The sequence below is a fragment of the Paraoerskovia marina DSM 21750 genome, from assembly GCF_000701465.1.
Taxonomy (GTDB): domain Bacteria; phylum Actinomycetota; class Actinomycetes; order Actinomycetales; family Cellulomonadaceae; genus Paraoerskovia; species Paraoerskovia marina.
In genome coordinates this window covers 70,827-89,855 of record NZ_JNIY01000003.1, presented here as the reverse complement: position 1 = coordinate 89,855, position 19,029 = coordinate 70,827, and the positions used below count along the sequence as shown (strand labels likewise).

Below are 19,029 nucleotides of genomic sequence, written 5' to 3'. Positions count from 1 at the left end.
CACTCCCCCGCGCCCCGTCGTACGCTCCCCGCATGGATACACGCTTCTGGCTCGAGGTGATCGGGTGGACCGGCTCCGTGCTGGTCGTGCTCTCGCTGATGCAGGCGCGGGTGCTGCGCTTCCGCTGGATGAACTTCGCGGGCGCCTTCATCGCCACCATCTACAACGGGGTGATCGAGGTCTGGCCGTTCGCGGCGATGAACGGTGCCATCACCCTGATCGACATCTACTGGCTGCGCCGGCTCTACCGGGAGCGTCACGACGAGAACACGTACGCCGTCGTGCCCGTCGCGGACGACGACGCCTATCTCGCGCACGTCCTCGAGGTCCACGCCGCCGACGTCGCGACGGAGCGGCCCGACTTCGAGCCCGGCCGTCGGGACGACCGGGCGGCGTTCCTCGTGGTGCGCGGCGACGAGACCGTCGGGGTCGTGATCGTGCGCGACGGCGACCCGGGCGAGGGCGTGATCGACCTCGACTGGGTCTCTCCGCGGTTCCGCGACTTCACCCCCGGCGAGTTCGTGCACCGGACCTCCGGGATCTTCGCCGACCGCGGGTACACGCGCGTCGTCGTGCCCCGGACCCCGACCGAGGACCCCGCCTACCTCGAGCGAGTCGGCTTCACGCACGACGGCGACCGGTGGGTCCGGGAGGTCGCGGTCGGCTGAGCCGTTCGAGCACGCCCGGACGGCGCTCGGGCCGCGGGCGCGCTACGGCTGGAGCCTGGTCATCACCCAGGCCGCGGCGTCGTCGAGGTCGGAACCCGCGACGTCGTGGGTGTCGGCGAGGTCGAACCGGAGGCGGTCGTGCAGCCGGTTGCGCCGGCCGGACCAGAGCTCGAGGCTCGTGCACCGGATGCGCCAGCCTCCCCAGCGGTCCGGGACGGGGACGTCGTCCTCGGCGCCCGTGTCGGGGTACTCCGCCGCCCAACGGGCGAACTCCTCCTCCAGGGCCGCACGATCCGCGACCGGCGCCGACTGGTGCGAGGCCCACGCACCGACCCGCGACCCCCACGGGCGGGAGTCGAAGTACGCGGTGACCTCGTCGCGGCCGAGCGGTTCCGCGACGCCGCGGAAGCGAATGCTCCGGAACATCGAGGGCCAGGTCAGCGAGGCAGCCACCCGGGCGTCGGCGGCGATCTGGTGCCCCTTGGTCGAGTCGAGGTTGGTGACGAAGCCCGGCCCGCGGCCGTCGAGGAACCGCATCAGGACCGTGCGCACGTCCGGCCCGTCGGCATCGGCCGTGGCGAGCGCGAGCGCCGTGGGCTCGGGGACGTCCCGCTGGCTGATCTGGCGCGCGCGGGCCTCGTCCACCCAGCGGCGCACCTGCGCCAACGGGGTCGGTTCCAGGTCCGCCTCGGACAGTCCGTCACCGGTGTAGTCGGTGCGCTGATCGCTCATTCGTCCAGACTAGGCGCGCCGCGGCCTCAGCACGACGCGTTGACCGTGTCCTGGTACGGCAGCGCCCAGCAGAGGGTCGAGACGTCCTGCTGCATCCCGCCCAGCGCGCTGCGCAGTGAGCTCACCTCGCTGCGCAGACTCTCGACGTCCGAGCTCGACACGGTCTGCGGCGGCGTGGTCGGCTCCTCGCGGGCGCTCTCCTCCAGACGCTGGACGTCCCGCGACACGTCCTGGAAACGGGTCTGCAGGCTCTCGGACCCTGCGTCGGCGGGCGGCTCACCGACACGATCCTCGAGCACGTCGAGCCGGTCGATCAGCGCGGCGAGCGCCTCGGGGTCCGGGACCTCGATCAGCACAGACTCCATCGCGTCGGCCTGGCTCTGCGCCTCCGCGGTCTGCGCGACGGCCGCCTCGACCTCGGCCGCCAGCGAGCGGTTGGCCGCCCAGAGCACGCCGACGCCGACCGTCGCCACCAGGGCCAGGACGGTGGCCGCCGCGAGAACCACGACCTGGATCCCGTGCCCCCGCTCGGCGCTCGCGGGGGCGTAACCGGGCTGCGGCTGGTCGTCGACGGGTGGCAACAACGTCGTCACACCGACCGACTCCTGCCGTGAAGGCTGGGAGGTGAACTCGTCCTCTTGCGTCATTGCGCCACACTTTCCGCGGCCGTGGGGGTCAGGTGACATCGTCGCGCTCCCCACGACGGACCACAACCGGTGGCGGGGGTGAGAGTTCGTGCGGGCTACGCGCGCAGGAACTCGCGGAGGTACGGGATCGCGAGGTCGACGCGGCCGCCCGAGACCGGTTCGATCACCCGCGCCGCGGTCAGCCGACGACGATGGACGCCGACGCCCTGGGCACTCTCCCCCAGGCGGGCGGCGAGAGACGCGATCTCGGACGGGCCGTCGTCGCGTGCCATCGCGCGGAGGAAGACCGTGTCCTCGTCGGTGAGTTCGGCCAGCACCGGCGCGTGCAGGGCCGGACCCAGGGCCGCGCGCACGGCCGGGAGTGCCGACTCGACGTCCGCCGTCGTGATCCGGTCACCCTGCGCGACGTTCCACACCTGCTCGCCGAGCACCTGCATCACCACGGGATACCCGGCGCCGACGGCGACGGCGCGCTCCAGGGCGTCGTCGTCGACCGTGCGCCCGTGGGCGTCGACCACCTCGCGCAGGGCGAGGGCGGCCTCGTCCGCCGGCACCCTCCCCACGTCCAGGACGTCGGTACGACGGCGCAGCGTCCCCTCCTCCTGCCCCAGCACCGTCATGAGGTGGGCGGGCCGTCCCGCGACGACGAGCGCGACGTCGCGTCCCGTGAGCTCGAGATGCTCGACGTCGGTGACGACGGACGCGAGCTCGTCCGTCCGGGACGCGTCGAGGGCGTCGACCGTGATCAGCAGCCCGACCGCAGGCGCGTCACCGCCGTCGAGGACGTTCGTCGCGAGCGCCCGCGTCACGCGGTCGCCCAGACCTTCGGTGCACTGCTCGGCGAGGACGGCCCACCCTCGCGCCCGAGCGCGCTCGGCGTAGGCGGCGAGCAGCGCAGATTTGCCGATCCCTGCCGGTCCGCCGACCGCCGCCCACCGGCCCGGAGCCGCGGGCCCGTCGTCGAGCGCCTCGGTGAAGAGCTCGACCTCCTGGTCCCGCCCGACGAGCACGGGCGGCACGGGCGGCACGGCTCCGGGTGTCGTCGAGAAGGGGTTGTCCACAGCCATCGGTCACTCCTCTGGGTCAGCTCGCAGGTCAGTCGATCACGGAAGTCAGCAGCAGGCTCGTCTCGCTGTTGACCACGCCCTCGGTCCGGCGGATCGAGGCGAGCACGGCGTCGAACCCCGCGAGCGAGTCCGTGCGGATCTCGACCACCAGGTCCCAGCCACCGTTGGTCGTGTGCATGGACCGGATGCCCGGCAGGCCGCGCAGGGTCCGGATGACGTTGTCGGTGTCGCGGCCGCGCACCTCGACGAACGAGACGGCGCGCACCGTGTCAGGGTCCTGTCCCTCACGGACCCGCACCGAGAAGCCGGCGATCACGCCGAGCGCGACCATGCGGTCCATGCGCGCGGTGACGGTCGCCCGGGTCACGTCGAGCTGACGCGCCAGGCTGGCGACGGGCTCGCGCGCGTTGGCGCGCAGGGCGCTGAGCAGTCGCCGGTCGAGCAGGTCGAGATCCGCCATGCACACAGCGTATTCCGGGCATGCGCAGAGTGCTCAGGCAACTGCCCGAAACGCCGCGACCTGCTCATTGTCCGCGCACATCGCCCAGTCCTAGCCTCGAGGAACAGGGCAGTCCGCGGGTGCGGGTCTCTCGCGGCGTCAACGCTGAGCACGGAGGTGACGACGATGGTGGCGTTTCTCGATGTTGCAGGTATGTCCCGGTGGGTGGCGGAGACGGGCGTGGAGCGGGTGCTCACCGAGCTCGTCAGCCGCATGCGCTCCGACTTCCGGCGCTGGCCCGAGTTCGAGCGCGCGCCGCGCGTGGCCAGCCACAGCCCGATCGGGGTGATCGAGCTGATGCCGACCTCGGACGGGACCACGTACGGCTTCAAGTACGTCAACGGACATCCGTCGAACCCGGCGCACGGGCTCCAGACCGTCACGGCGTTCGGCGTGCTCGCCGACGTCGCGTCGGGCTACCCGGTCTTCCTCGCCGAGATGACCCTGCTGACGGCCCTGCGCACCGCCGCGACGTCGGCGATGGTCGCGAAGGCACTCGCGCGTCCGGGCTCCCGCACCATGGGAATGATCGGCAGCGGCTCGCAGTCCGAGTTCCAGGCGTTGGCGTTCCGCGGCGCCCTCGGCATCGACACGCTCCGCGTCTGGGACACCGACCCCGCCGCGATGGAGAAGTTCCGCCGCAACATCGAGCCCTACGGGTTCGACGTGACGATCTGCGGCAGCGCCGAGGAGGCCACGGACGGCGCCGACGTGATCACCACGTGCACGGCCGACAAGGCGAACGCCGACGTCCTGACGGACGACATGGTCGGCCCCGGCGTGCACATCAACGCCATCGGCGGCGACTGCCCGGGCAAGACCGAGCTCGACCTTGCGATCCTGCGCCGGTCGACCGTGTTCGTCGAGCACGAGCCGCAGACCCGGATCGAGGGCGAGATCCAGCAGATGCCCGCCGACTTCCCCGTCACCGAGGTCTGGCAGGTGCTGACCGGAGCGACGCCGGGGCGGCGGTCCGCGACCGAGGTCACGCTCTTCGACTCGGTCGGGTTCGCGATCGAGGACTTCACCGCGCTGCGGCACGCGAACGCGGCCACGCGCGGCACGTCCTACGTGCGCGACCTCGACCTGATCGCCGACCCGGCCGACCCCAAGGACCTCTTCCAGCTCCTCGCCCCGGCCGTGGCGCAGCGCGCCACGGCCTGAGGCAGGGCCTAGAAGACCGGCTTGCCGCCGGTGACGCCGAGGACCGTCGCGGAGACGTAGGACGCCTCGTGCGGCGAGGCGAGGAAGACGAACGCGCTCGCGCACTCGGCCGGCTGCCCCGCGCGACCGAGCGGGGTGTCCTCGCCGAACTTCTCGAGCTTCTCGGGAGGCTGCGTCGCCGGCTGCAGCGGCGTCCAGATCGGGCCCGGGGCGACGGCGTTGACGCGAATGCCCCGGGGTCCGAGCTCCGCGGCGAGGTTCACGGTCATGTTGTTGATCGCCGCCTTGGTCGCGGCATAGTCCATCAGGCTCGTCGACGGCTGGTAGGCCTGGATGGAGGAGACGTTGATGATGCTGGCCCCGGACGAGAGGTGCTCCAGGGCAGCCTGCGTGACCCAGACGAGCGCGTAGAGGTTCGTCTTCATCACGCGGTCGAGGTCGTCCGTGGTCACGTCCTCGAACGACTCACGGCGCGCCATCTGGAACCCGGCGTTGTTGACGAGCACGTCGAGCCCGCCGAGGCCGGACGCCGCGTCGGCGACGACCGACCGGCAGGTCTCCTCGTCCCTCAGGTCCCCGGGAAGGAGCACCACCCGGCACCCCTCCGCCTCGACCAGCTCCGCGACCTCGCGCGCGTCCGGCTCCTCGCTCGGCAGGTAGCTGATGGCGACGTCGGCGCCCTCGCGCGCGTACGCGATCGCGACGGCCCGGCCGATGCCGGAGTCGCCGCCCGTGATCAGCGCACGCTGCCCCTCGAGACGGCCCGAGCCCCGGTAGCTCTTCTCGCCGTGGTCTGGCCGGGGCTTCATCTCACCGGTCAGGCCCGGCGGATCTTGCTGCTGCGGATCGAAACCCATGAGGTACCTCCTGGTGGGAAGTGCCGCGCCCTTCGCGGCTCGTCGATACCGTCACCCGACCACCGGACCCTCGCAATCGGTGTCACATCTACCGCGAACGGGGCGAAAACATACTCCGCGGCGAGCTCTCTGGGGCGTGCGGTGTGAACGACCTCATTGCGGAATGTTTCACAACCGTGTGTCGTTACGTCAGACAGTGAACCCGAGGCACCGGTGTGCCCCGATCTGACCCGAGGAGGCCCGTCATGCCACGCAAGCCCCGCCGCATCGAGGTGGAGAACGACCGAGGCGAGACCATCTTCTACGTCCGGCACCAGCCCGGCGGCGGCCTGGTCTCCCCCCAGGCCCGCGTCCACGAGACGGCGGTCGTCGCCGACGGCGCCTACGTCGAGGCCGGCGCGGTGCTCTGCCCGGGCTCGACCGTCGGCCGAGGCTCCTGGGTCGACCACGGCGTCGTCGTGGGTGCCGGTGCCAAGGTCGGCGAGTTCGTCCACCTCGGCGAGGACGCCGCCGTCGGCGCGCACGCCACGATCGGCCACCGTGTCCGGACCGGCCCGCGCGTCTGGGTCGAGGCCGAGGCCGCGGTCGAGGAGGACACGATGCTGCCCGAGCGCGCCGTCGTCGAGCGCTCCCGTGGCACGGCGACCCGGGCGACGTCCGCCGCGTAGCACGACGCCTGCCGCCGGGCGCGTCCCCTACCTCTAACCCAACGCCTGTACTATTTCGCCGGTGATCCAGCACCGGTCGCGAGCGACGACGCTCGCCAGCCTCCTTGTCCTGCTCGTGCTCGCCGTCCTCAGCGTGCTGGCGGTGCTGCCGCCGACGCCGGTCGCGGCCGACGCCCCGGCCGACGAGTTCAGCGCCGATCGGGCGTTCGAGCACGTCGAGGTGATCGGCGCCGAGGTCCACCCCCACGGCACCCCGGCGGCGGACCGCGTCCGCGAGTACATCGTCGACGAGCTCGACGCGATGGGCCTCGACCCCGAGGTCACCGAGGGGACAGGCCTCACGGGGCGACTCGGCGGGCGCGCGCAGGCGGCGGGTGTGCAGAACGTCGTCGCCACCGTCGAGGGCACGGACTCCACCGGCCCGATCTTCCTCATGGCGCACTACGACTCGGCCGAGGTCTCGCACGGCGCGAACGACGACGGCGCCGGGGTCTCCACCCTGCTCGAGTCGGCCCGCGCGATCCTCGCCGCGGACGCTCCCCGCAACGACCTCGTGCTGGTCTTCACCGACGCCGAGGAGGCCTGCCTGTGCGGTGCCGAGGCATTCGCCGACAGCGACCCGCGTGCCGCCGACGGCGGCATCGTCCTGAACTTCGAGGCCCGCGGGTCGTCCGGCCCGGCCGTGATGTTCGAGACCTCGCCCGGCAACGCCGACCTCGTCGCCCAGTACGCCACCGTTCCGTACCCGGTCGGCAGCTCGCTCGCCGTCGAGGTCTACCGGATCCTGCCGAACGACACCGACTTCTCCCCGTTCCTCGACGCCGGCGGCTTCACGGGCCTCAACGCCGCGTACATCGACGGCTCCGCGGCCTACCACGCCCCGCAGGACCAGCCGGAGACGATGAACCTCGCGAGCCTGCAGCACCACGGCTCCAACACGCTCGCACTCGCGCGGGCCCTCGGTGACGCCGACGCCGCCGCCCTCGCCACGCCGTCGGCCCACGACTCGACGTACTTCCCCCTGCCGGGCGGCGTCCTCGCCCAGTACCCCGGCTGGCTCGTCTGGCCCCTGGCCGTCCTGGCCCTCGTCGCCGTCGGCGCCCTCGGCTTCACGACGGCGCGGCGCACCGAGACCGGTCCGGGTCGCCTGGCGCTCGGGTTCGGTGCCGCGCTGCTGCCGATCGTGCTGACCGCCGTCGGCGCCCAGCTGTTCTGGATGCTGCTGGTCGCGATCCGTCCCGGGTACGGCGAGATGCTCGACCCCTGGCACCCGTGGGGATTCCGGATCGCGCTGCTCGGGCTCGTCGCGGTGATCGTGACCGGCTGGTTCGTCCTGCTGCGCCGGCGCCTCGGCGCTCCCGCGCTGACGTTCGGGGCGCTCGGCTGGCTGGCCGTGCTCGGCGTCGTCCTCGCCGCGTTCACCCCGGGTGGCTCGTACCTCGCCGCCCTCCCGGCGCTCGCCGGGGCCGTCGCCGGTGTCGTCGCGCTGCTGCTGACCGACTCCCGGGGCCGCACGGCCGCCGTCGCGGTGGGGGCCGCCGTCGCGATCGTCGTCCTCGTGCCCGTCGTGGTGCTGTTCTTCCCGGCGCTCGGCCTCGCCACCGGCGCCGCGCCCGCACTCTTCGCGGCTCTGCTCGGGCTCGCCCTGGTCCCGGTGCTCGCGGACGCACTCCCCCTCGCCCGTCGTGCCGGGGGCGTCCTCGTCGGTGCGTGCGGAGCCGTGGCCGTCGTCGCGCTCGGCGCCGGGTTCGCCCTCGACGGGTTCACGGCCGAGAAGCCGGAACCGACCCAGCTCATGTACGCGATGGATGCCGACACCGGCGAGGCGATGTGGGTCTCGGGCGAGGGCTCGCCCAGCCCCTGGACGTCGCAGTTCGTCGACGAGCAGACCGAGATCTCCGAGGACTTCCCGGCAGTGCACGGCGAGGTGTGGACCGGGCCGGCCGAGGCCGCCGACCTGCCCGCGCCGACGGCCGAGATCGTCGCCGACGAGACCTCCGGCGACGAGCGCACCCTCACCCTCACGGTGTTCCCCGAGCGGACGGTGCGCTACGTCGAGGCCGTCGCGGAGAACGTCACCGCCGCGACGATCGAGGGGCGCGAGGTCGCGGTCGCCGACGGCCACCTGGACATCTCGTACGCAGCACCGGGTGACGAGGGCTTCGAGCTGGTCGTCACCGTCCCCGCTGGCGAGGCGTTCGACGTCCGCCTGCTCGGCGGCGGCGAGGGCCTGGAGTCTCTCCCCGGGTTCGAGCCGCGGCCCGAGACCGTCGGCGTCAAGGGATCGCACACCTCGGAGCTCGTGCTCGTCGCGACGTCGCAGACGTTCTAGCTGCGACGTCCGGTCAGGTCTGCGTGGTTCCCGCGCCAGAGCTGCTCACCCTCGACCATCACGCCGGTGGCGACCAGCCCCAGGCGCCGGGCGACCCCGGCGGAGGCGTGATGGTCGGGGTGGACGGCGGCACACACCTGCTCGACACCACGCCCTGCCAGCCAGTCGACCACCGCGGACGCCGCCTCCGTCGCCACCCCGCCACCCTGGGCGTCCGGAGAGACGAGCCAGGCGAGCTCGGCGGTCGTGACAGGGGCGGCGCCATCGGTGCCGTCGGTGCCGTCGGGGCGCGTGAGGGTGGCCTGCACGTACCCGACCGCCGACTCGCGGGAGCGCACGACCCAGTTCAGCCACCCGGCGTCGCCCGCGGGCGAGCAGCCCACCACCTGCCGGGTGTACCTCTCACGGAGCACCTCCCGGCCCGGCGGCCCACCGCCGGTGAACGTGTAGAGGTCCGGGGAGGCGAGAACCGCCACCATCTCGTCGGCGTGCTCGACGGTGAGGGGCTCGAGCACGCACCGCGCCGTCGCCAACCGCTCGGCCCGCGGCCAGGCCGGAGATCCGCTCGCCCGACCCGACCCGGCCGCGTCCCGTGTCATCGGGTGCTCAGGATCTCCTGGACGAACCGGGTCGAGCGTTCGCGCAGCCCGGCGATCCGCGACTCGACGAGGTGCTCGCGCATCGACTCGTCGTTCCCGGCCTCGGCGTACGTCGGGTTCCGACGGACGTTGGCCGAGCAGACGAACTGGGTGCAGATCAAGGTCCCGACGGTGTTCCCTCGGCGGCCCGACGCACCGCCGCGGCGAGCCACGTAGAGGCTGACGTCGTCCGTGACGACGATGTCCTCGCACCAGGCGCACAGGGCCTTGCGGCCGGTCCGCCCGGCGTCCGCGGCACGCAGGCGGATGCCCACGGGTCGCCCGTCGATCTCGAGCACGACGTAGGAGTCGAGCGGGGCCTTGCGGTCGTGCCAGCCGAAGTAGTCGAAGTCGGCCCAGCGGACCTCGTCGAGCTCGGGGACGGTGGCACGGTTCGCCTCGCCGCGGGAGGCGTTGACGATGCTGGCGCGGATCTGCTTCTCGGTCAGGGGGTTCATGGCGTTCTCACTTCTGCTGCGTCGCGGGTGCTGTCCGGGCGTGCTGCCCGACGCCGCGCCCCTGCGCGCACGACCGCCACCGCGGTGAGGTGGTGCGGGTGATCAGGAGAGCGCGGCACGGGCCAGGGCCGGAGCGAAGCAGGCCGCTGCGGCCACCTCGCGTCCTGCGGTGCTGCCCATCCGCCTGCTCCTCGTCGTGATCGCCGTCTCCGGGCCGTCCAGCGGCCACGATTCCGAGGCTATACCCGCGGCGTCGCGCGGAGCCAACCGATTCTTGGGGCCACCCGCAGCCCCTACCCTGGAGCCGTGCCTGTGGACAACACGCCCCGCGTGGGCGACACGACCGCCGCCCACCTCGACCGGCTCCTCGCCCTCGCCCAGCGGGACGGCCGCCTGCCGTCGGTGACGGCCGCCGTCGTGCGCGGGGGCGAGACCGTCTGGACCGGTGCGGCGGGGACGCTGGACGGCCGTGCCGACGGGCCGCCGTCGGACGACGACGTGCAGTACCGGATGGGCTCGCTCACCAAGCCCTTCGTCGCCGTCGCCGTGATGCAGCTGCGGGACGCCGGCCGCCTGGACCTCGCCGACCGCTTCGAGGACCACGTGCCCGGGAGCCGACTCGGCGCGGCGACGGTCGAACAGCTCCTCACCCACGCGGCCGGCGTCCAGGCGGAGTCGAACGGATCGTGGTGGGAGCGCACGCCCGGCGGTGACTGGACGGCGCTCGCCTCCGGGGACGACGGCGTCGCCCAGCGATTCCGGGGCGGACGGCGGTTCCACTACTCGAACACCGGGTTCGCCGCGCTCGGCCGACTCGTCGAGGTGCTGCACGGCCGACCGTGGGACGACGTCGTGCGGACCGAGATCCTCGAACCGCTCGCGATGACGCGCACGACGACGCGGCCCACCGGCCGTTCGGCGCCGGGATGGGCGGTTCATCCGTTCGCCGACGTCCTGCTCCCTGAGCCCGAGCACGACGGCGGGGCGATGGCACCGGCCGGGCAGCTCTGGTCGACGGCCCGCGACCTCGCCCGCTGGACCGCCTTCCTCGGCGGAGACACCCACGGAGTGCTCGACACAGCGACGCTCGCGGAGATGTGCGAGCCGCACCACGTCGCCGACGACGCCGGTGCGCCCTGGACGATGGCGATGGGGCTCGGCTTCCAGCAGTGGAACGTCGACGGCGCGCGCCTCGCCGGGCACGGTGGCTCGATGCCGGGATTCCTCGCCGGGATGCGCGTCCGTCTCGACGCGGGGCCCGGCCGCACCGCCGCGCCGGGCGACGGCGCCGTCGTCCTGACGAACACGACGTCGTCCCCCGCCATGCGGAACCTGCCCACGGACCTGCTGGCGGCGCTCGCCGAGCACGAGCCCGCACCGGTGGCCCCGTGGTCAGCCGCCGGGGATCCCGGTCTGCTCGAGCTCCTCGGCACCTGGCACTGGGGCCCGACGACGACCACCGCGTCCGCCCGCGACGGTCACCTCCTCCTCGGAGAACCAGGGACCGGACGAGGCTCCCGGTTCGCGCCCGACGGCGACGACCGCTGGGTGGGCCTCGACGGCTACCACCAGGGCGAACCGCTCCAGGTGATCCGGCGCGCGGACGGAACGGTGGCGCACCTCGACCTGCAGACGTTCCGCTTCACGCGCACGCCCTACGCCGCGGACGGGGACGTGCCGGGCGGGGTCGACGTCGCGGGCTGGCAGTAGCAGCGGCGACTACGCGGGCAGCGCGTAGATTGCGAGGCAGAGCAGGCTCGTCAGGGGGAACATCCCCTGGATGATCGCGGGCCGGATCTTGCTCCGGTCGCTGAGGAGGAGCACCGTCGCCGCCGCGAGCATCGACCCTGTCCCGACGACGATCAGCGTGAAGCCGACCTCGTGACTCGCCGGCGTGACCGCGATACCGACGAACGTGGCGATCGCGAGGAAGAGGTTGTAGAAGCCCTGGTTGTACGCGAGCGACCTCGTCGTGGCCGCCTCCTCGGCGGTCGTCCCGAACGTCGCGCGCGTCCGCTCGTCCTCCCACCGGAACGTCTCCAGCACGAAGATGTACACGTGCACCAGGGCGGCAAGGGCCGCCAGAATCAACGCTGCGACCAGCATGAATACCCGCTCTCTGCACCCTTGGGTGCGTGCTTGTCGTTCGATCATCACACCTTCACAGGCCCACCGCAGGGTGCGCACCGATTCCTCAGTGGATCCTGGGAAGCGTTGCCTATGGTCGGCCCGTGACCACACTCCAGGACCCCGCGGCGCGCACCCCCGTGCGCGCTCCCGAGCCTGCCCCGGAGCAGCCAGAACCGCCCCGCATCTCGTTCGTCCAGATCCTCGCAAGTGCGCTAGCCGCCGTGACGTCGACCATCGCGCTGTCGTACTTCGGGGTGGCCGGGACGATCATCGGCGCTGCCGTCGCGAGCGTGGTCACCGTCGTCGGCAACGTCGTCTACACGCGGTCGATCTTGCGCGCCCAGCGTCTGGCCCTCCGGCCCACGGCGCGGAAGGGTGGGACCACGCCGGTCGAGACCACGCCGGTCGAGCCGGACGGGACCACGTCGGTCGAGCTTGTCGAGACCAGTTCCGTGGTCTCGACAAGCTCGACCGACGAACCAAGCTCGACCGACGAGACCGCCGAGCACGTCGCGGACACGCTGACGCCACGCCGGTGGGGCCGCAAGCGCCTCGTCGTCGCGAGCCTCTCTCTGTTCGCCGTCGTCCTGGCGGGCATCACCGCGATCGAGCTGTTCCTCGGCAAGCCGATCAGCGACGCTCTGAACGACGAGGACGGCTCGGGGTCGAGCATCTCCCAGGTCTTCTCCGGCTCGAGCGGGTCGAAGGACGACCCGACGACCGACGACCGCGGTACCTCGGGGTCGGGCACCGGCGGCGGCACCACGACGGACGACGGCGGCACGGCCGACGACACTGGCGGCTCCGCGACGACCGAGGACGAGTCGGACGCCGGGACGGAGGAGACCGACCCGGAGACGTCGGAGCCCGAGGTGGACCCGGACACGGGCGGAACCACGGACGGTACGACCGACGGCGGAACGGACGGTTCCACCGACGGGACCACCGACGGAGAGACGGGCACGGACTCGGGAACCACGGACCCGACCCAGCCGGACGGCTCGACGGAGCCCGACGGCGACGCGTCGACGACCACGCCAGACTCTGAGACAGAGTCCACGACGCCCGCGCCGGCCACGGCCGTGGACACTGTGACACACACGCAGGCCAGTTAGGACTCCTTCCAGTTTCACTCCCGCGAAATCCCGCGGATCCTGGCAGGCGTTACTTCCCCGACATGTCCAGATAACAGACTGTTTGTCGTGAGTTAGTAAAGGGTGGTTACTCTCGGCAGTGCCCCACCCAGAGACGGGCTGGTCGAGTCGACACCGCGTGTTCGACGACCGGGATCCCGACTCTGGATTCCGGTCCTCGGCGACCCCGCAGAACGCGACTCCCCAGCCCTCCCTGAGCCACTCTCGGAACGACTGGAGTCCTCATGAGCAGCGTCAAGATCAGCGTCGTCATCCCGACCTACAACCGCTCGGAGCTGTTGCGCCACACGCTCGTCGCGCTGCAGCACCAGACCCTCGACCCCGCGCTCTTCGAGGTCGTCGTCGTGGACGACGGGGGCAGCGACGACAGCGAGGCCGTGCTCCGCTCCTTCGCCGACTCCCTGAACGTGAAGTACTTCTGGCAGGAAGACGAGGGGTTCCGTGCCGGCAAGGCACGCAACATCGGTACCGCCATCGCGTCCGGCGACTACGTCGTCTACATCGACACCGGCGTCCTGCTCGGGTCCACCACCCTGCAGACCCACCTCGAGACGCACGAGGCGTCGGCGTACCCGACGGTGATGATCGGGTACGTCTACGGCTTCGAGGTCGACGACGCCACGATCGAGGGGCTGATGACGAGCGTCGACCACGAGGACACCGACGCGACCATCGAGTACCTGCACGCCGCCGACGCCCTGGACATCCGCGAGTCGCAGTACGCCGACCTCGGCGAGAACATCACGAGCTGGCCGGCGCCGTTCGACATCTTCTGGACCTGCCACGTCTCCGCCGAGCGCGACGAGCTCCTCAAGGCCGGTCTCTTCGACGAGTCGTTCACCAGCTGGGGCGGCGAGGACGTCGACCTCGGCGTCCGCCTGTTCCAGCGCAACAACCTGTTCCTCATGGACCGGGCGGCACGGTCGTTCCACTGGCCGCACGCCAAGGAGGTCTCGGACCTCAAGGAGTCGTCCGCGAGCGCCGCCGACCGCATCCACAGCAAGTACAACCTGTGGACGACGAGCTTCTACGGCCGGGACCTGCAGAACGAGAAGTACTCGCTGAACAAGGTCATCAAGATCTCGCGGGAGCACGCCGCCAGGGCGAGCCGCCCGGCCCACGCGCCCGCTCCGTCGTTCGACGAGGCCGTCTGATGCCGGCGCTCTTCAGCAACCTCTACCCGTGCCGCGCGGATCAGCCGCTGACGGGGTCCGACGTCGCGGGCACCCTTGCCGAGCACGGCGTGCGGGTGGGCGAGGGAACGGTCTTCGTCGACACCCCACGGGTGGCGTACACCCAGGTCTCGGACGCCGAGCACGGCCGCATCGAGGCCGACCCCGCCGAGTTCGACGGGTCGATCCGCATCGGCGAGGGCTGCTATGTCGAGTCCGGCCTGAACCCCGCCTTCCACAGCGGGCCGGTCCGGCTCTCCTCGATCCGCGTCAACGAGCGCCCCGCGGGGCAGATCCGGATCGGTGACCGGGTGGTCCTCCAGGGCGTGGCCGTCGTGGCGTACGAGCGCGTCGAGATCGGCGACGACGTCATGTTCGGCCCGAACGTCACGATCATGGACTCCTCCGGGCACCCGCTCCGGGGCCGTGGCCAGGCGGGCGAGGCCGAGCGCACGACGTCGTCCCCCGTCACGATCGGCGACCGCGCCTGGATCGGGGCCGGGGCGATGATCCTCAAGGGCGTCACCCTGGGGGAGGACGCCGTCGTCGGCGCACAGTCCGTCGTCTACGAGGACGTCCCCGCCGGGTGCGTCGCCCTCGGCAACCCGGCGCGCGTCGTCAAGCAGCTGTGAGGGTGCCGCCGGGGGTCCGGCACGCCGCTCCCCCGCGGCCGTCGGCCCCCGCCCGGGCGCTCGCCCCGATCCGCGGCGAGTTCGCCCGCCAGCTGATGCGGATCGCGGTCCCCATCACGCTCCAGAACCTGGTCTTCAGCTCCAAGAGCATCGTCGACGCCGTGATGCTGGGCTCGCAGGACCCGCTCGACGTCGCGGCGGTGGGTATCGCGACCAAGGCCAGCTTCGTCGTCACCATCTTCCTGATCGGGCTCTCCACCGGAGCCGCGCAGATCGGCGCTCAGGTATGGGGCACCGCGTCGTCGTCGCGCGGCCCGCGGCTGCAGCAGACGGTCTGGCTGGCATGGGCGGCGACCGCCGTGTTCGCCACCGTCGCCTTCGTCGCTTTCTCCTTCTTCCCCGAGGCCGTGATGTCGACCGGGACCTCCTCGCCGGACGTGGTCGAGCGAGGTGCAGAGTTCCTCCGGATCACGAGCTTCACGTACCTGCTGTTCGCCTACACCTCCGCGGTCGCGGTCGGGCTCCGCGTGATGCACCAGCCCTCGATCAGCATGGTCTACGCGCTGATCGGGGTGGCGCTGAACGTCGCCGCCAACGCCGTCCTGATCTTCGGCCTCTTCGGCGCCCCTGCCCTCGGCGTCGCCGGCGCCGCGTACGGCACGCTCATCAGCGCCGTCGTCGAGACCGCCCTGCTCGCCCTGCACCTGCGCGCCACCGGGCACCTGCTCGCCCGCTTCCCGCGCGAGGTGCTGCGCCGGATCGCCCGCACCGACGTCGTCCTGCTCCTGCGGCTGTCCCTGCCGGCCGCGCTGAACTCCACGCTCTGGGCGCTCGGGGTGTTCGTCTTCTACGCGCTCGTCAGCGGGGTCGGCGTCGACGCGGCCACCGCGATGGCGGTCCTCTCCCCCGTCGACTCGTTCGCGCTCGCCTTCGCGATCGGGCTCGCCAACGCCGTCGCGGTGCTGGTCGGCGGCACCCTCGGCGGGTCCCGGATGGAAGAGGCGTACCAGCAGGCCCGGGCACTGATCGCCGTCGGGCTCGCCGTCGGCGTGCTGACGTGCCTCGTCGCGCTCGCCCTGCGCAGCCCCGTGATGGCGCTCTTCCCCACCCTGAGCCCGGACGCCGCCGACCTGACCACCACGCTCTACGTGCTGATGAGCCTCGGGTTCGTCCTCAAGTCCGTCGGCATGGTGATGGTGATGGGCGTGCTGCGCGCCGGCGGCGAGGCGCGGTTCTGCCTGCTGCTCGACGTCTTCGCGCAGTGGGTGCTGCTGATCCCGCTCGCGCTGCTCCTCCGGATCGGGTTCGGCGTCGACCCGGTCTACCTCTACGCGCTGATGCTCGTCGAGGAGGCCGTGCGGATCACCATCGCGGCCCGCCGGATCCGGTCACGGCGGTGGCTCCGGAACCTCGTCGGGGCTGAGCCTGCGACGTCGCCCGTCGAGCCTGCGTCGTCGCCCGTCGAGCCTGTCGAGACGAGGTGACCGGGTCTCGACAAGCTCGACCAACACACGTCGCACCGTCCGTCGAGCCTGCGTCGCCGCCCAGCCACCCGCCGGGATTCAGATCGCCGGGTCGACCGTGCCGCGCTAGCGTGCGATCACGCTCACCCCTCGGAGGACACCGTGGCACTGCCCCCACCGCCGCCAGGCTGGAACCGCTACATCGTCAAGAGCAAGTTCGGCATGGGCCGCGACTTCGCGGTCCTCGACCCGGTGACTGAGGAGCAGCGCTACTTCGTCGACGGGAAGATCGGCATCCGCCCCAAGGCCGAGGTGCAGGACCCCGGCGGGCAGACGATCTACACCGTCAAGGGCCGCATGCTCGCGTTCCCCAAGCACATGACGATCCACCGCCCCGACGGCTCCGAGGTCGCGTCGTTGCGCGCCAAGGCGTTCTCCGTCATCAAGGACAAGATGACGATGGAGGTCCCCACCGGCGAGCCGTGGAAGCTCGAGGGGTCCTTCATCGAGAAGAACTACTCGGTGAGCGTCGGCGGCCGCCACGTCGTCCAGATCACCCAGAAGTGGGTGACGATCCGTGACGCCTACACCCTCGACGTCGCGGACGGCATCGACGTCGGGCTGGCGCTCGCCGTCGTGTGGGCGATCGACCGCTGGGTCGAGCGGGACTGATCCCGACGATGACAGACCTCGCCCGTCGGCTGCCGTTCACCCTCGGCACCGCGGCCGTGATGGTCCTCCTCGGGCTCGCCACGGGTGCGTTCTGGCGCCCGTTCGAGGACTCCTCGTTGTTCGAGGACGTCGCGTTCGGCGTGCCCGCGTTCGCCGACGGGCGGTGGTGGACGCCGGTCACGGGGTCATTCTTCGCGTTGGAGCCGTGGCAGTACGTCCCGGTGCTGGGCGGGTTCCTCCTCCTCGTCGGGTTCGCGGAGCTGCGGCTCGGCACCCGCCGCGCGGCGCTGGTGACGATCGTGTGCCAGATCGCCGGCGTCGTCGGGACGGCGTTGCTCGTCGGGCTCCTCGCCCGGACGACGTGGGAGTGGGCGAACGAGACCGCGCAAGTCCTCGACGTCGGGTTCTCGGCCGGGTTCACCGGCGCGGCCACCGTCGCGGTGCTCACCCTGCCCCGCCCCTGGCGCGGCCGGCTCAGCGCCCTGATCGCGGTCTACGTGCTCGTGGCGGTCCTCTTCATCGGCGGCATCGCCGACGTCGAGCATCTGGTCGGGTGGGTGACCGCCCTCGTGCTCGGGCGAGCCGTCGTCCGCCCGCCGCTCGGTGCACGGACCCGCACGGGACGCACCCGCCGCGCCCGCACCCACGCCGCAGGCTACTTCGCGATCTCGGCCCTGCTGACCGTGCTCGCGGGGTTCGCCGTGCACGTCGACGGGCCGGTCGGAGAGATCGACGGCAGCAGCTGGCCGACGGGGCTGGTCAGCATCGCCGTGGACCTCGCCCTCGCTGTCGGGCTCCTGCGCGGGCGCCGCGCCTGGTGGCGCGCGGCACTGATTCTGACGATCCTCAGCACCCTGCTCGCCGCCCTGCTCGTGACCGCGGCCCTCCTCGTCGACACCAGCGAGATCGTCCTGCTCGTGCTGATGCTCGCGCTCGACGTCGGCGCCCTCCTGCTGCTCGTCGCACGGCGCGACGCGTTCCGCAACCGCCGCGGCACCACCCTCTCGACCACCGGGGAGATGCTGACCGCCGACGACGCGCGTACGGAGATCCAGCGCCTCGGCGCCGGCCAGCGCCTCGCGTGGATGACGACGTGGGAAGGATCCGAGCGCTGGTCCCCCGCCGACCTCGACGGGTTCGTCGCCTATCAGGTCCACGCCGGGGTGGCCGTCGCGCTCACCGACCCGGTCGGGGACGGCGCCACCGGGCGCGCAGACCTCGTCGACGCCTTCGTGGACGCCGCCGGCGCGGGCGGCGTGACGACGTGCTTCTTCTCCAGCAGCGCCGAGCTCGCCGCGCTCGGCCGGGCCCGGGGGTGGACGACGGTCGAGGTCGCCGAGGAGGCGGTCGTCGACCTGCCGGGGCTCGAGTTCCGCGGCAAGAAGTGGCAGGACGTGCGCACCGCGATCAACCAGGCGCGCAAGAACGACATCGAGCACCGGCTCACCACCCTCGCGGACGAGCCGCCGGACGTCGTCGCGCAGGTCCGGGCCATCTCCGAGGCATGGCTCGGGGACAGCGACCTGCCCGAGATGGCGTTCACGCTCGGGGGGATCCGCGAGGCCCTCGACCCGGCCGTCCGGGTCGGGCTGGCCGTCGACGCCGAGGGGCGCGTCCACGGCGTGACCAGCTGGCTGCCGGTGCACGCCCCGGGCGGCGACGTCGTCGGCTGGACCCTCGACGTGATGCGCCGTGCACCCGACTCGTTCCGGTACACGATGGAGCTGCTCATCGCCTCGGCCATCAACGAGTTCCGGGACGAGGGCGCTCTCGAGCTGTCGCTCTCCGGGAGCCCGCTCGCGCGGACCGGTGACGTCGAGCCCACGGGCATCGATGCCGTCCTCGACCGGCTCGCCTCGACGCTGGAACCCCTCTACGGGTTCACGTCCCTGCACCGGTTCAAGATGAAGTTCCAGCCACGGTCGGAGCCGCTCTACCTCGTCGTCCCCGACGTCGCGGCGCTCCCCCTGGTGGGCCTGGCGCTGGTGCGCTGCTACCTGCCGGACGCGACGGCGTCGGACTTCGTATCTGCGGCGCGGTCGTCGATGGTGTCGTCCGAGTAGGAGCGCCCGCTCC

Annotated in this window: 19 protein-coding genes; 11 read left to right on the top strand and 8 right to left on the bottom strand. The window is 72.0% G+C overall.

Annotated elements, in window-relative coordinates:
• Positions 1-32 precede the first annotated feature (32 nt).
• Complete coding sequence (locus tag Q343_RS0100450) at positions 33-668, top strand: hypothetical protein (protein ID WP_029251624.1); 636 nt, start codon at positions 33-35, stop codon at positions 666-668.
• Positions 669-710: 42 nt separating this feature from the next.
• On the opposite strand, the gene pdxH is transcribed toward Q343_RS0100450, so the two are convergent.
• The 4 genes from pdxH to Q343_RS0100430 form a co-directional block, all read right to left on the bottom strand.
• Complete coding sequence (pdxH, locus tag Q343_RS0100445) at positions 711-1,400, bottom strand: pyridoxamine 5'-phosphate oxidase (protein ID WP_029251623.1); 690 nt, start codon at positions 1,398-1,400, stop codon at positions 711-713.
• 26 nt (positions 1,401-1,426) lie between these two features.
• The gene (locus Q343_RS0100440) at positions 1,427-2,047 is read right to left on the bottom strand and encodes a hypothetical protein (protein ID WP_029251622.1); all 621 of its coding nucleotides are present in this window, start codon (positions 2,045-2,047) and stop codon (positions 1,427-1,429) included.
• Positions 2,048-2,142: 95 nt separating this feature from the next.
• Positions 2,143-3,114, bottom strand: coding sequence for an AAA family ATPase (locus tag Q343_RS0100435; protein WP_029251621.1), 972 nt, complete (start codon positions 3,112-3,114; stop codon positions 2,143-2,145).
• A gap of 28 nt (positions 3,115-3,142) precedes the next feature.
• Positions 3,143-3,574, bottom strand: a complete 432-nt coding sequence (locus Q343_RS0100430) for an Lrp/AsnC family transcriptional regulator (RefSeq protein ID WP_029251620.1) — start codon at positions 3,572-3,574, stop codon at positions 3,143-3,145.
• A gap of 165 nt (positions 3,575-3,739) precedes the next feature.
• Here Q343_RS0100430 and Q343_RS0100425 point away from each other — a divergent pair, with 165 nt between their 5' ends.
• Positions 3,740-4,777 carry an ornithine cyclodeaminase gene (locus Q343_RS0100425; RefSeq protein ID WP_029251619.1) on the top strand — a complete coding sequence of 346 codons (1,038 nt, stop codon included), beginning with the start codon at positions 3,740-3,742 and terminating at the stop codon, positions 4,775-4,777.
• Positions 4,778-4,785: 8 nt separating this feature from the next.
• On the opposite strand, the gene Q343_RS0100420 is transcribed toward Q343_RS0100425, so the two are convergent.
• Positions 4,786-5,634, bottom strand: coding sequence for an SDR family oxidoreductase (locus tag Q343_RS0100420; RefSeq protein ID WP_029251618.1), 849 nt, complete (start codon positions 5,632-5,634; stop codon positions 4,786-4,788).
• A gap of 245 nt (positions 5,635-5,879) precedes the next feature.
• Here Q343_RS0100420 and Q343_RS0100415 point away from each other — a divergent pair, with 245 nt between their 5' ends.
• Together Q343_RS0100415 and Q343_RS0100410 are read left to right on the top strand one after the other, a co-directional pair.
• Complete coding sequence (locus Q343_RS0100415; RefSeq protein ID WP_029251617.1) at positions 5,880-6,302, top strand: hypothetical protein; 423 nt, start codon at positions 5,880-5,882, stop codon at positions 6,300-6,302.
• A 61-nt stretch (positions 6,303-6,363) separates the two neighbouring features.
• Positions 6,364-8,634: a M28 family peptidase gene (locus Q343_RS0100410; protein WP_211248954.1), complete on the top strand. Its 2,271-nt coding sequence runs from the start codon at positions 6,364-6,366 to the stop codon at positions 8,632-8,634.
• On the opposite strand, the gene Q343_RS0100405 is transcribed toward Q343_RS0100410, so the two are convergent.
• Together Q343_RS0100405 and Q343_RS0100400 are read right to left on the bottom strand one after the other, a co-directional pair.
• Positions 8,631-9,233, bottom strand: coding sequence for a GNAT family N-acetyltransferase (locus Q343_RS0100405; RefSeq protein WP_081829515.1), 603 nt, complete (start codon positions 9,231-9,233; stop codon positions 8,631-8,633). The two genes, Q343_RS0100410 and Q343_RS0100405, sit on opposite strands and share 4 nt — an antisense overlap.
• Entirely contained in the window at positions 9,230-9,730 is a 501-nt protein-coding gene (locus Q343_RS0100400) for an FBP domain-containing protein (protein ID WP_029251614.1), read from the bottom strand. Before Q343_RS0100400 ends, Q343_RS0100405 begins: the two co-directional genes overlap by 4 nt.
• A gap of 306 nt (positions 9,731-10,036) precedes the next feature.
• Between Q343_RS0100400 and Q343_RS0100395 the strand changes: the two genes are divergently transcribed.
• Positions 10,037-11,440 carry a serine hydrolase domain-containing protein gene (locus tag Q343_RS0100395; protein WP_248616711.1) on the top strand — a complete coding sequence of 468 codons (1,404 nt, stop codon included), beginning with the start codon at positions 10,037-10,039 and terminating at the stop codon, positions 11,438-11,440.
• Between the two features lie 9 nt (positions 11,441-11,449).
• Here the strand turns inward: Q343_RS0100395 and Q343_RS0100390 are convergent, their stop codons facing one another.
• Positions 11,450-11,836, bottom strand: a complete 387-nt coding sequence (locus Q343_RS0100390) for a DUF1304 domain-containing protein (RefSeq protein ID WP_029251612.1) — start codon at positions 11,834-11,836, stop codon at positions 11,450-11,452.
• 125 nt (positions 11,837-11,961) lie between these two features.
• Between Q343_RS0100390 and Q343_RS14300 the strand changes: the two genes are divergently transcribed.
• The 6 genes from Q343_RS14300 (at position 11,962) to Q343_RS0100360 (ending at position 19,016) form a co-directional block, all read left to right on the top strand.
• A complete protein-coding gene (locus tag Q343_RS14300; RefSeq protein ID WP_029251611.1) occupies positions 11,962-12,975 on the top strand; it encodes a hypothetical protein in 1,014 nt (337 codons plus the stop codon).
• 263 nt (positions 12,976-13,238) lie between these two features.
• Entirely contained in the window at positions 13,239-14,168 is a 930-nt protein-coding gene (locus tag Q343_RS0100380) for a glycosyltransferase (protein WP_081829514.1), read from the top strand.
• Complete coding sequence (locus Q343_RS15660) at positions 14,168-14,818, top strand: acyltransferase (protein ID WP_029251609.1); 651 nt, start codon at positions 14,168-14,170, stop codon at positions 14,816-14,818. The genes Q343_RS0100380 and Q343_RS15660 overlap by 1 nt, the downstream gene beginning before the upstream one ends.
• Positions 14,815-16,302 carry an MATE family efflux transporter gene (locus Q343_RS0100370; RefSeq protein WP_155990577.1) on the top strand — a complete coding sequence of 496 codons (1,488 nt, stop codon included), beginning with the start codon at positions 14,815-14,817 and terminating at the stop codon, positions 16,300-16,302. The genes Q343_RS15660 and Q343_RS0100370 overlap by 4 nt, the downstream gene beginning before the upstream one ends.
• A 141-nt stretch (positions 16,303-16,443) precedes the next feature.
• Positions 16,444-16,953: an LURP-one-related/scramblase family protein gene (locus Q343_RS0100365; RefSeq protein WP_029251607.1), complete on the top strand. Its 510-nt coding sequence runs from the start codon at positions 16,444-16,446 to the stop codon at positions 16,951-16,953.
• An 8-nt stretch (positions 16,954-16,961) separates the two neighbouring features.
• Positions 16,962-19,016, top strand: coding sequence for a bifunctional lysylphosphatidylglycerol flippase/synthetase MprF (locus Q343_RS0100360; RefSeq protein WP_155990576.1), 2,055 nt, complete (start codon positions 16,962-16,964; stop codon positions 19,014-19,016).
• The last annotated feature ends 13 nt before the right edge of the window (positions 19,017-19,029 follow it).

Coding starts and splice junctions, on each gene's coding strand:
- Q343_RS0100450 (WP_029251624.1), top strand. CDS start 33: ATGGATACACGCTTCTGGCTCGAGGTGATCGGGTGGACCGGCTCCGTG.
- pdxH (WP_029251623.1), bottom strand. CDS start 1,400: ATGAGCGATCAGCGCACCGACTACACCGGTGACGGACTGTCCGAGGCG.
- Q343_RS0100440 (WP_029251622.1), bottom strand. CDS start 2,047: ATGACGCAAGAGGACGAGTTCACCTCCCAGCCTTCACGGCAGGAGTCG.
- Q343_RS0100435 (WP_029251621.1), bottom strand. CDS start 3,114: ATGGCTGTGGACAACCCCTTCTCGACGACACCCGGAGCCGTGCCGCCC.
- Q343_RS0100430 (WP_029251620.1), bottom strand. CDS start 3,574: ATGGCGGATCTCGACCTGCTCGACCGGCGACTGCTCAGCGCCCTGCGC.
- Q343_RS0100425 (WP_029251619.1), top strand. CDS start 3,740: ATGGTGGCGTTTCTCGATGTTGCAGGTATGTCCCGGTGGGTGGCGGAG.
- Q343_RS0100420 (WP_029251618.1), bottom strand. CDS start 5,634: ATGGGTTTCGATCCGCAGCAGCAAGATCCGCCGGGCCTGACCGGTGAG.
- Q343_RS0100415 (WP_029251617.1), top strand. CDS start 5,880: ATGCCACGCAAGCCCCGCCGCATCGAGGTGGAGAACGACCGAGGCGAG.
- Q343_RS0100405 (WP_081829515.1), bottom strand. CDS start 9,233: ATGACACGGGACGCGGCCGGGTCGGGTCGGGCGAGCGGATCTCCGGCC.
- Q343_RS0100400 (WP_029251614.1), bottom strand. CDS start 9,730: ATGAACCCCCTGACCGAGAAGCAGATCCGCGCCAGCATCGTCAACGCC.
- Q343_RS0100390 (WP_029251612.1), bottom strand. CDS start 11,836: ATGCTGGTCGCAGCGTTGATTCTGGCGGCCCTTGCCGCCCTGGTGCAC.
- Q343_RS0100380 (WP_081829514.1), top strand. CDS start 13,239: ATGAGCAGCGTCAAGATCAGCGTCGTCATCCCGACCTACAACCGCTCG.
- Q343_RS15660 (WP_029251609.1), top strand. CDS start 14,168: ATGCCGGCGCTCTTCAGCAACCTCTACCCGTGCCGCGCGGATCAGCCG.
- Q343_RS0100360 (WP_155990576.1), top strand. CDS start 16,962: ATGACAGACCTCGCCCGTCGGCTGCCGTTCACCCTCGGCACCGCGGCC.